The 9,694-nt window shown below is 64.5% G+C and carries 10 protein-coding genes; 1 reads left to right on the top strand and 9 read right to left on the bottom strand.

The features are described 5' to 3' along the window. Positions 1 to 201: transposase (locus BEK68_RS25040; protein WP_139111361.1), on the top strand; the 201-nt coding region annotated here is incomplete at its 5' end. Here the strand turns inward: BEK68_RS25040 and BEK68_RS16480 are convergent. The 9 genes from BEK68_RS16480 to BEK68_RS16440 all read right to left on the bottom strand — a co-directional run bounded on the left by BEK68_RS16480 (position 171) and on the right by BEK68_RS16440 (position 9,550). Beyond that, on the bottom strand, positions 171 to 770 hold the full coding sequence (locus BEK68_RS16480) for a TetR/AcrR family transcriptional regulator (protein WP_065851778.1): 600 nt from the start codon (positions 768 to 770) through the stop codon (positions 171 to 173). The genes BEK68_RS25040 and BEK68_RS16480 overlap by 31 nt on opposite strands. 404 nt (positions 771 to 1,174) lie before the next feature. After that, the gene (locus BEK68_RS16475; RefSeq protein ID WP_009239130.1) at positions 1,175 to 2,839 is read right to left on the bottom strand and encodes an acyl CoA:acetate/3-ketoacid CoA transferase; all 1,665 of its coding nucleotides are present in this window, start codon (positions 2,837 to 2,839) and stop codon (positions 1,175 to 1,177) included. A 39-nt stretch (positions 2,840 to 2,878) separates the two neighbouring features. After that, positions 2,879 to 4,147 (bottom strand): cardiolipin synthase ClsB, encoded by a 1,269-nt coding sequence (gene clsB / locus BEK68_RS16470; RefSeq protein WP_009239131.1) that lies wholly within the window; start codon positions 4,145 to 4,147, stop codon positions 2,879 to 2,881. Then, on the bottom strand, positions 4,144 to 4,890 hold the full coding sequence (locus BEK68_RS16465) for an endonuclease/exonuclease/phosphatase family protein (RefSeq protein ID WP_009239132.1): 747 nt from the start codon (positions 4,888 to 4,890) through the stop codon (positions 4,144 to 4,146). Before BEK68_RS16465 ends, clsB begins: the two co-directional genes overlap by 4 nt. Before the next feature lies 1 nt (position 4,891). Then, entirely contained in the window at positions 4,892 to 5,377 is a 486-nt protein-coding gene (gene nudB, locus BEK68_RS16460) for a dihydroneopterin triphosphate diphosphatase (RefSeq protein WP_004633244.1), read from the bottom strand. A gap of 116 nt (positions 5,378 to 5,493) precedes the next feature. Next, positions 5,494 to 6,354, bottom strand: a complete 861-nt coding sequence (locus BEK68_RS16455) for a hypothetical protein (protein WP_009239133.1) — start codon at positions 6,352 to 6,354, stop codon at positions 5,494 to 5,496. Between the two features lie 162 nt (positions 6,355 to 6,516). Next, on the bottom strand, positions 6,517 to 8,388 hold the full coding sequence (gene aspS / locus BEK68_RS16450; RefSeq protein WP_009239134.1) for an aspartate--tRNA ligase: 1,872 nt from the start codon (positions 8,386 to 8,388) through the stop codon (positions 6,517 to 6,519). A gap of 51 nt (positions 8,389 to 8,439) precedes the next feature. Then, positions 8,440 to 9,177 carry a DUF502 domain-containing protein gene (locus BEK68_RS16445; RefSeq protein ID WP_004633251.1) on the bottom strand — a complete coding sequence of 246 codons (738 nt, stop codon included), beginning with the start codon at positions 9,175 to 9,177 and terminating at the stop codon, positions 8,440 to 8,442. Positions 9,178 to 9,208: 31 nt separating this feature from the next. Further along, positions 9,209 to 9,550, bottom strand: coding sequence for an FmdB family zinc ribbon protein (locus BEK68_RS16440; RefSeq protein ID WP_009239135.1), 342 nt, complete (start codon positions 9,548 to 9,550; stop codon positions 9,209 to 9,211). Positions 9,551 to 9,694 lie beyond the last annotated feature (144 nt).

The following is a 9,694-nucleotide window of genomic DNA, read 5'->3' as shown; positions in this document are numbered from 1 at the left end:
ATCAAACTGCCAGAGGCGAAGAAAGGCTTTGTCCTGCTGCCACGCCGATGGGTCGTCGAGCGCAGTTTCGGATGGCTCAATCGGTTTCGAAGACTCGCACGCGACTACGAGCGCTTGCCTGAAACACTCGCCGGCTTGCATTTCGTCGTCTTTGCCATGCTCATGCTCGTTCACGCCGCACCTGTCGTCCAAAGTGCATAACACGCTCTAAGCGCCACCATGGCCAGCTCGGCGCTGTTCGGCAACCGCAGGAAACGCGCATCGTGATGCAGACCCAGTTCCAGGCTGTACATCTCGAAGAGCATCAATTGCGGGTCCGCTTCTGCACGCAGGTGGCCTTCTTCCTTTGCCTGTGCGATCGCGCGGGCCAATGCTGCACGCCAGATCGTCACGCTCTTGACGAGTTCGTCGCGCACCGGGCTTTCGGCACGATCGTCGTACTCCACCGCGCCGCTGATGTAGATGCAGCCCGTGGTCACTTCCTGAATGCGGCGCTCCATCCAGCGTCGCACCATGCTCCACAGGCGCGGCAGACCGCGCGGTTCCGTCAAGCTCGGGTAGAAAACTTCCTGCTCGAACCGTTTGTGATACTCGCGAACCACTTCCACCTGCAGATCCTCACGCGAGCCGAAGTGCGCGAACACCCCGCTCTTGCTCATCTGCATGCGCTCCGCGAGCACACCGATCGTCAATCCTTCCAGTCCGTCGCGCGAGGCCAGTTCCAGCGCGGCATCGAGAATCGCTGCACGCGTCAACTCGCCCTTTCGCATCGGCGTGGCTGCTGCGTGATTCGATTCGAGACGAGCGGTCGGGTGACGCATGATGATTTCTCTCCGTTCTTTTCTGGGGCGTGACACGCGAGAAAATTGGCTTCTTGCAGGGCGCCTTTCGCGTGCCGGGCAGGACTGTAAACCAGCCTGCGCAAACACTCTAGCCCAAAATCGAACGGTCGTTCAATTATTTACAGGGGGCCTTTGAGCGGCAAGTGTTTTATTAGAAAGGGGCATCTAAATGGCGACACCGAATCGCCACCTTTCGCGGTGCAGCGCGAATCCAGCAAGCCCTTTAAATGAAAGGCTTTGCGGGGTGTGCGCCGCACCCAAGAAACGCGTGCGGCGTGGCACAGTGGATGGGTTTTCTAGTGCTACCCATCAGTAAATAGACAGCCTCAAAATCAGACCGGCGTGATGCCCGCACACATGGCGCCGCGGCGGAAGATGCGAGCGTCCATTTCGCGTAGGTCGGCTGCCACGGCAACCTCTGCGGCACACTGGTCCAGTACATCACGCTGCAGATCGATGCCGGGGGCGATTTCTGTGAGGGTGAGGCGCCGACCGCCGTTGCCATCGGCGCGCATCTCGAAGACGGCGCGCTCGGTCACATAGCGCACGGGAATGCCCGATCGCGCCGCATATTCACCGTTGAAGGTCAGGTGCGACACGGCGGGCACGATCTTCTTGAGCCGTCCTTCGCGCACGATGCGCAGCTTGCCGCCTTCGGCTTCGACCTGCAGGCCGCCGGCGGTGAGCGTGCCCATGAACACGATTGAACGAGCGCTCTGCGTGATGTTGATGAAGCCGCCAACGCCGGCGACAATGGTGTCGCCGCCCTCGCCGAACAGGCTGACGTTGACGTTGCCGGCGCCGTCCAGTTCTGCCAGACCGAGGATGGCGAGATCAATGCCACCGCCCTCGTAGAAGTCAAACTGCGCGGGTTGATCGACAACCGCTTCGGGATAGGCCGACGCGCCAAAGCTGAGGCCATCTGCCGGCGTGCCGCCGATGGGGCCGGCTTCCACGGTGAGCGTGAAACCGCGCGCCCCCTCCTGTTCAGCCAGGGCGCCGACCGCTGCCGGCATGCCCACGCCGAGGTTCACGACGCGCGGTTGCTGCGCCATCAGTTCCAGCACGGCGCGGCGTTGCACCAGCGTGCGGGCGTCGAGCGCGCCGTGCTGGCTCGCCTCCAGCGCGTCGCTCGCTTCGATGGCGTCTTCCTTGAGCTGGATCGCCTCGCCTTGCCAGGGGCGGATATAGGTTGGGTTGAACGCCTCGCCGAAGGTCATCTGGTGTTCGGCTTCATCCTCGGCAACGACCACGTAATCGACGAGGATGCCCGGCACGTGGATCGCCTGCAGGTTGTCATGCCGATCGACGAGCCGACGCACCTGCGCGATGACGATGCCGCCCGAGTTGCGCGCGGCCTGCGCCATGGCCAGCAACTCGTGGTGAAAGGCTTCTTCGTGCGTGCTGATGTTGCCGCGCGGGTCGGCGGCAGTGCCGCGCAGAAAGACGCAGTGCAGCGGGAAGCTGGGGTAGAAGAGATAGTCATCGCCCCGAAAGCGCTCGTATTCGACCCAGGACGCCTTACCTGCCGCTCGCGCCGCCTTTGCGCGGTGATTGATCGCCCCACCGTGGTAGCGCGGGTCAAGCTCCGTGCGTGGGTCGACGAAGGTATGCAGGCCCATCTTGGTCAGCACGCCAGGCTTGCCGCCCGCGATGGCGCGGTACAGATGCGTGAGCACGCCCTGCGGCAGGTTGAACGCATCGCATTGCTCGGCAAGCGCCATGTCTGCGAGCCGCGTGGCCGAGCGCCAATGCCCACCCACCACGCAGCGCGTCATCTCTGGATTGCCGAAATGGTTGACGCCGCGCGTAGCGCGATCGCCCTGTCCGGCGGAGTAGACCAGCGTGAGATCGCGCGGTTCGCCTGTGGTCAGAAAGCGGCGTTCCAGCGCGTGCGTGACGGCCTCTGCATGGCCCGCGCCGACAAACCCCGCGCATGCCACCGTCCACCCGGGCTGCACCAATCGCGCGGCCTCATCCGCTGTGATGACTTGCATGTCTCCTCCGTCTTGTTTGTTTTGTAGATGTCCGTACCACTAATACTGTGCTGCGCGCCCGCTGATGACGACGCCAAGGCGCACGAGCCGGTAGGCGCACCAATCTGCCAGGCGCCACCACCAGCGGCGCGCGGCGTGTGCATCGGCCAGGACGCGGCGTGCGTGATGGGCCATGGCGCCTTCCAGCGCGCCGCGCAGTTCGTTGGCCACGGTCGAATCCCACACCACTACGTTCGCTTCGCGAGCAAGCAGCAGGCTGAATGGGTCGATGTTGCTCGAGCCGACCGTTGCCCAGCGATCATCCACCACGGCCACCTTGGCGTGCAGGAAGCTGGCGGTGTATTCGTGGATCTCGACGTTGTCGCGCAGCAGCATGTGATACAGCGACCGCGTCGCGTAGTGCTGCAGCCGGTATTCGACCTGCCCCTGCAGCAACAGGCGCACGCGCACACCGCGCCGTCGACATGCAGCCAGCGCACGCATGAAACGCACACCCGGCAAAAAGTACGCGTTGGCGATGATTACCTCGTGCCGCGCCGCACCCAGCGCGCGCAGATATTCGCGTTCGATCGCGCGTCGGTTACGGACATTGTCACGCAGCACCAGCGAAGCCAGCACGGTGCCCGGTGCGCGCTCACTTTCTCGCCCGGATGCTCCGCGATGTCGTGGCCGCGGCGTATCCGTCATCACCGGAAACTCGGCGGCGACGCCCGTGACGCCCACCTCCCGCATGCCAACGCGCACGCCCATTTGCCACCAGAGCCGGTCGACGGTCAGCGCAATCTGCGCGACCAGCGGGCCGCGCACCCGCACGGCAAAGTCGTAACGCGGCCCCAGCGCGGTGTCGTTAAACGGCGCGTGATTCAGGTCATCGATGATGTTGATGCCACCCACGAATGCCTCGTCGTCATCGATGACGGCGATCTTGCGATGCAGCCGTCGCAAGTGGCGGCGCTGCAGGCGGAAACCGCGCACCGGACGATAGATGCGCAAGTTCACACCCGCCGTTTCGAGCATCGCCGCGATGCTCGGGGGCAGCAGGCCGGTGCCGAAGCCGTCGATGGTCAGGTGGACATCCACGCCGCGGCGCGCCGCGCGGGCGAGCGCTTCGGTCACGCTGTGGGCGGTGGCGTCGTCGGTGTAGATGTAGGTTTCGAGCGCGACGCGGCGTTGAGCGGCATCGATGGCTTCGATCAGTGCGGGGAAGAACTCGGCGCCACCGCACAGCAGGTCGACGTCGTTGCCCGGCAGGGGCTTACCCCGCCGCCACTCCGAGCGCAGCGGACCCGCATCGCGCACGACCCTCATGGATGCGCCAGTTCAGCTAGCAGGGGAACGTGATCGGAGCGCTGCGCCCATTCGCGGCCGGTCAGCGCATGCGCACGTTCAATATCGAAACCGCGTACGTAGATGCGGTCTAGACGCAACCACGGCATGTGGCTCGGGAAGGTGCGCACCGGGCGCGCGTTGGCGGCCTTGTCGGCCACTTCGGTCGCCCCCAGCGCTTGGCAAATCGTGCGATCGAGCCGGTTGTTCCAATCGTTGAAATCGCCCGCCACCACGAGCGGCGCATCGGGTGGCACGACCGAACGCACGCGATCGACGAGCGCCTCCGCCTGCCGCTGCCGGCTGCGGGCGAACAGGCCGAAGTGTGCACACAGCAGGTGCACTTCGCCGAAGCCGAGATCGGTCACGGCGTGCAGCAGTCCGCGCTGCTCGAAACGGTGGTCGGAGATATCCAAGTTTTCCGACAGCAGGATCGGAAACCGCGACAGAATGGCGTTGCCGTGATGCCCGTGCTCGTAGACGGCATTGCGGCCATAGACGGTGTGCGGATAGACGTCCGTCGCAAGGTAGCGCAGCTGCGTGTAATTCGGGTCGAACAGTTCTGCGGCGACCAGGCGGTCGTTGCGGTCCTGCACTTCCTGCAGGAAGACGATATCGGCGTCCATGCTATGCAGGCCCTGCCGCACGTCATGCACGCGCACGCGCCGCGCAATGCCTGTCACGCCCTTGTGGATGTTGTAGGTGGCAACGCGCAAACGAAGCATGTCAGGCCTGGTCCTTTGTCAGAGCCGCCTGACGGGCATGATAGGCAGCGAGGCGCTCGGGCAACTGCAGGATGGCCTCGGCGTTGCTGCGCGAGAAGCAGCGCGCGGCGGCATCTTGGTAGGGCAACCATTCGGCTTGCACATGCTCGCGCGGAGACATCCGCACCGGCATCTTGCCGCTCACCAGCAGGCCGAACCAATGCTCGGTGTTGCGCGTGATGCCCGGCGCGTAGCGATGCCGCCAGCGCGGGTAGATTTCGTATTCGATATGGTGGCCCCAGTCGATCAGATGATGCTGGGCTGCGTCGATGCCGGTTTCTTCCAGCACCTCCCGGCGGGCCGTGTCGGCCAGAGGTTCGTCGAGCGCGTCGCAACTGCCCGTCACGGATTGCCAGAAGCCCGGATGATCTGCCCGCTCCATCACCAACACATGCAAATCGGGCGTGTGGATGACGACGAGAACGGAGACGGGAATCTTGTGCGGCATGGGCGTGGGTTGCTGCGTGCTTCGATGACGGCGCGATCGCGCTGCAAGTCCATAGCTTACCGCAGCCAGAAGCGTGCCACCGTGACGTTCAGCGTGCTGCCATGCCGTGGCAGCGATCAGGCAGCGCGCAGCGGCCCTTGACCCGTGCGCGTGCGGGCAAGCCACAGTGCCGTCTCATCCGTCGCCGTTTCGTGACCAAGCTCGCGACGGGCTACGGCCACCAGCGGATCAAGCATCGCAGCATAGTCATCGGCTGCACGCTGCGATTGCGCCCACAACGCCTCCGTACGCTCCCCGAGTTGTTGGCGAAGCGCCGCGAGCTGTGCGGTCAACTCGCGTTCGCGATTGCCAAGCGTGTTGAATTTCTGGATGAGAAAGCGCTGCACATCGGTCTGCTCCGATTGCGCGTTGGCCTGGTCGAAGCGTTCAACGATGGCCGAGGTCTCTCGCTCGATGCGATGCAGTTCGCTGGAGCCCTCACGCTCGGCGGTCTCCAGCGCTTGCAAGGCGCGGCGTTCGGCCTGCAAAACACGCGCGTGATCGGCAAAGCAGCGTTCTGCCGCCAAGTGAGCTTCGGCCAGCGGGCGCGGCGTGTCGTATACGAGCGGATGCACGGGCATGCCTGGTGCCGCCGGCGGCAACGCCGTCTCAGGCAAACGCAGGTTCGCGACGGCGTGCAGCCAATGCATCCGGTCCGCCGAGAGGTGACCGAGTGCGCGCATCGCCTCGACCAAACCCGGAGAGGATGCCGATGCGGATACGCCCGGATGTGCGCTCTGCGCCGCCGCCGCAATTTCGGGCACACACGCCGCAACCGTGGTGGCCACAGCCTCGGTCATCGCCATGGCGGCACGCCGGGTGGCGCGGCGTATTTCGATCCAGGCCAGCGTCATCACCAGCAGCGCAGTGATCAGCCAAGTCAGCAGGAACTCAGCGTGGGTGACGACCCAGGTGCGCGCAAAGTCGATGTAATCCATCTGAACAGCCCTCCTTCGTTGTCACCCAACGTGACAGAAACGAAAGATTCGGTTTAGCACGCAATGTTCCCGAGCGCTGCAAGTTGCCCCCAGGCGCCCAAAAACAAACCGCGCCGCCCTTGTCAGGCGGCGCGGTTTGTTGTGGAGCGTTGGCGCGGGTGCTTAGGCGGTCGTTGCAGCCGTCGGGGCAGCCACCTTGGCCTCGGCGGCGCGCAGGCGAATATGCAGTTCGCGCAGTTGCTTTTCGTCGACCGGGCTCGGCGCCTGCGTGAGCAAGTCCTGCGCACGCTGTGTCTTCGGGAAGGCGATCACGTCACGGATCGAATCGGCGCCGGCCATCATCGTGACGACGCGATCCAGACCGAACGCGATACCGCCGTGCGGGGGCGCGCCGTACTGCAGTGCATCGAGCAGGAAGCCGAACTTTGCACGCGCTTCCTCATCGTTGATTTTCAACGCGCGGAACACCTTGCTCTGCACTTCTTCGCGGTAGATCCGCACCGAGCCGCCACCGATTTCCCAGCCGTTGAGCACCATGTCGTAAGCCTTGGCGATGCACTTGCCCGGATCGGTTTCCAGGTATTCCAGGTGCTCGTCCTTCGGGCTCGTGAACGGGTGGTGCATGGCCACCCAGCGCGCGTCTTCCTCGTCGTACTCGAACATCGGGAAGTCGATCACCCACAGCGGCTTCCAGGCGTCTTCGAACAGGCCGGTGCTCTTGGCGAAGTCCGAATGGCCGACCTTCAGGCGCAGCGCACCCATCGCGTCGTTGACCACCTTGGCGCGGTCGGCGCCGAAGAACAGGATGTCGCCATCCTGTGCGCCGCTGCGCTTGAGGATCTCGGCGATGGCCGCGTCGTGCAGGTTCTTCACGATCGGCGATTGCAGGCCGTCACGGCCCTTGGCCACTTCGTTGACCTTGATCCAGGCCAAGCCCTTGGCGCCATAGATTTCGACGAACTTGGTGTAGGCGTCGATATCGCCACGCGACAGGGAAGCACCGCCCGGCACGCGCAGTGCCACGACGCGGCCGCCTTCGGCGTTGGCCGGGCCGGAGAACACCTTGAAGTCGACGTCCTTCATGGCGTCGGTGAGCTCGGTGAACTCGAGCTTGACGCGCAGGTCCGGCTTGTCCGAACCGAAGCGGGCCATCGCCTCGCGGAACTCCATCACCGGGAACTTGGCATCCAGGTCCACCGACATGGTGTTCTTGAACACCGTGCGGATCATCTCTTCAAACAGGTCGCGAATCTCCTGCTCGCTCAGGAACGACGTTTCGCAGTCGATCTGGGTGAATTCGGGCTGGCGGTCGGCGCGCAGGTCTTCGTCGCGGAAGCACTTGGTGATCTGGTAGTAGCGATCAAAGCCCGACACCATCAGCATCTGCTTGAAGAGCTGCGGCGACTGCGGCAGCGCGAAGAACTGGCCGGCGTTCACGCGCGACGGCACCAGATAGTCGCGCGCACCTTCGGGCGTGCTCTTGGTCAGCATCGGCGTTTCGATGTCGATGAAGCCCTTGTCGTCGAGGTACTTGCGCACTTCCATCGCGACCTTGTAGCGCAGGCGCAGGTTGTATTGCATCTGCGGACGGCGCAGGTCCAGCACGCGGTGCGTCAGGCGCGTGGTCTCCGACAGGTTGTCGTCGTCCAGCTGGAACGGCGGCGTGACGGAGGCGTTGAGCACCGTCAACTCGTGGCACAGCACTTCAACTTTGCCGCTGGTCAGGTTGGCGTTGGTGGTGCCTTCCGGGCGGGCGCGCACGACGCCCTTCACCTGCAGGCAGAACTCGTTGCGCACACCTTCGGCCACCTTGAACATCTCCGGGCGGTCCGGGTCGCAGACGACCTGCACCAGGCCTTCACGGTCGCGCAGGTCGATGAAGATCACGCCACCGTGGTCGCGACGACGATGGGCCCAGCCCGACAGCGTGACGCTCTGGCCGAGCAGTTGTTCGGTGACCTGACCGCAGTATTGAGTACGCATTTGCATGTTGTGGTTTTCCGCGAAGCGCGCCGCCAATGAAGCGTCGCGCATGAAAGTTGATCGGGGGGCCGGCGTCGATTCGACTTCGTTCGTGTCGCCGGCTCAGGGTGCCGCGATGGCGCCGCCCTCTGCAGGCAGCGCGGTCGGATTCGAAGGGTCGCGCGGCACTTGAGCCGGCGACCGGTCCTCCGTCTGTGGCGAGGCATCGGGCGGGTCCATGCGGCGCGGCAGCGCTTCGGGCGCCACCACCCCCATCGACACGATGTACTTGAGCGCAGCGTCCACCGTCATGTCCAGCTCGATGGTGTCGGCCTTGGGCATCATCAGGAAGAAACCCGACGTCGGGTTGGGCGTGGTCGGCACATACACGCTGACGTACTCGCCTTGCAGGTGGTTTTCAACATCACCGCCCGGGCGGCCGGTCAGGAAGGCGATCGTCCACGAGCCCTCGCGCGGGTACTGCACCAGCAGCGCCTTGCGGAACGCATTGCCGTTGGACGACAGCAGCGTGTCCGACACCTGCTTCACGCTCGAATAGATGGGGCCGACCACGGGAATGCGGCCCACGAGCGCTTCCCACCACAGCACCAGTTTCTGGCCGATGAAGTTGTGCGCGAGCACGCCCACAATCAGGATGAACGCCAGCGTGAGAATGGCCCCCACGCCGGGAATGCGCCGGCCAAACAGCTGATCCGGCTGCCAGGCCGACGGCAGGAGCGCCAGGCTCTGGTCCATCGTGCCGATGATGAGCGACAGCACCCACAGCGTGATCGCAAGCGGGACAAGCACCAGAAGACCGGTTAGGAACCATGTCTTGAGTGCGCTGGTTTTCTGTTTCATGGGGCGATGGACCGAAAGGTGAGCGATGCGATCAGTGGCAAGCGCACGACGTGCCGCAACCACCGGACGCGGCCGGCGTGCTGGCACTGGACGACGCGCTGTCCGACGACGCGGCAGCCGCCGCAGGCGCAGCGGGCTCCGTCTTGGCCGCCGAACCGGTTGCCGGAGCCGCAGCCGATGCGCCGCCCGAGCCGCCACGGAAGTCCGTCACGTACCAGCCCGAACCCTTGAGCTGGAAGCCGGCAGCGGTGAGCTGCTTCTTGAACGCCGGCGCGCCGCATGCGGGGCAATCCGTCAGCGGCGCGTCGCTCATCTTCTGCAGCACATCTTTGGCGTGGCCGCAGGCGTCGCATCGATAAGCATAGATCGGCATGGTGTCCTCACCCTGGAACAAACAAATGACAAGAAAGCGATGGATTGCCCGCGCGGGCCGCGAACGCGGTGCGAGAAACGCGCACGACGGGCTCACGGAAGATTGGGGCAACTGCGCGCCGTACAAGTGCTGGCGCGCAAAGCC

Origin of the sequence: Ralstonia pickettii (assembly GCF_001699815.1) — a bacterium.
GTDB lineage: Bacteria > Pseudomonadota > Gammaproteobacteria > Burkholderiales > Burkholderiaceae > Ralstonia > Ralstonia thomasii.
Note: the sequence above shows the minus strand (reverse complement) of the source record. Positions and strands in the feature narration are given on the sequence as shown.

What these genes read in the sequence shown, in the direction of transcription:
- BEK68_RS16480 (WP_065851778.1), bottom strand. Translation starts at nt 770, where the DNA reads ATGCGAAAGGGCGAGTTGACGCGTGCAGCGATTCTCGATGCCGCGCTG.
- BEK68_RS16475 (WP_009239130.1), bottom strand. Translation starts at nt 2,839, where the DNA reads ATGCAAGTCATCACAGCGGATGAGGCCGCGCGATTGGTGCAGCCCGGG.
- clsB (WP_009239131.1), bottom strand. Translation starts at nt 4,147, where the DNA reads ATGAGGGTCGTGCGCGATGCGGGTCCGCTGCGCTCGGAGTGGCGGCGG.
- BEK68_RS16465 (WP_009239132.1), bottom strand. Translation starts at nt 4,890, where the DNA reads ATGCTTCGTTTGCGCGTTGCCACCTACAACATCCACAAGGGCGTGACA.
- nudB (WP_004633244.1), bottom strand. Translation starts at nt 5,377, where the DNA reads ATGCCGCACAAGATTCCCGTCTCCGTTCTCGTCGTCATCCACACGCCC.
- BEK68_RS16455 (WP_009239133.1), bottom strand. Translation starts at nt 6,354, where the DNA reads ATGGATTACATCGACTTTGCGCGCACCTGGGTCGTCACCCACGCTGAG.
- aspS (WP_009239134.1), bottom strand. Translation starts at nt 8,388, where the DNA reads ATGCGCGACGCTTCATTGGCGGCGCGCTTCGCGGAAAACCACAACATG.
- BEK68_RS16445 (WP_004633251.1), bottom strand. Translation starts at nt 9,177, where the DNA reads ATGAAACAGAAAACCAGCGCACTCAAGACATGGTTCCTAACCGGTCTT.
- BEK68_RS16440 (WP_009239135.1), bottom strand. Translation starts at nt 9,550, where the DNA reads ATGCCGATCTATGCTTATCGATGCGACGCCTGCGGCCACGCCAAAGAT.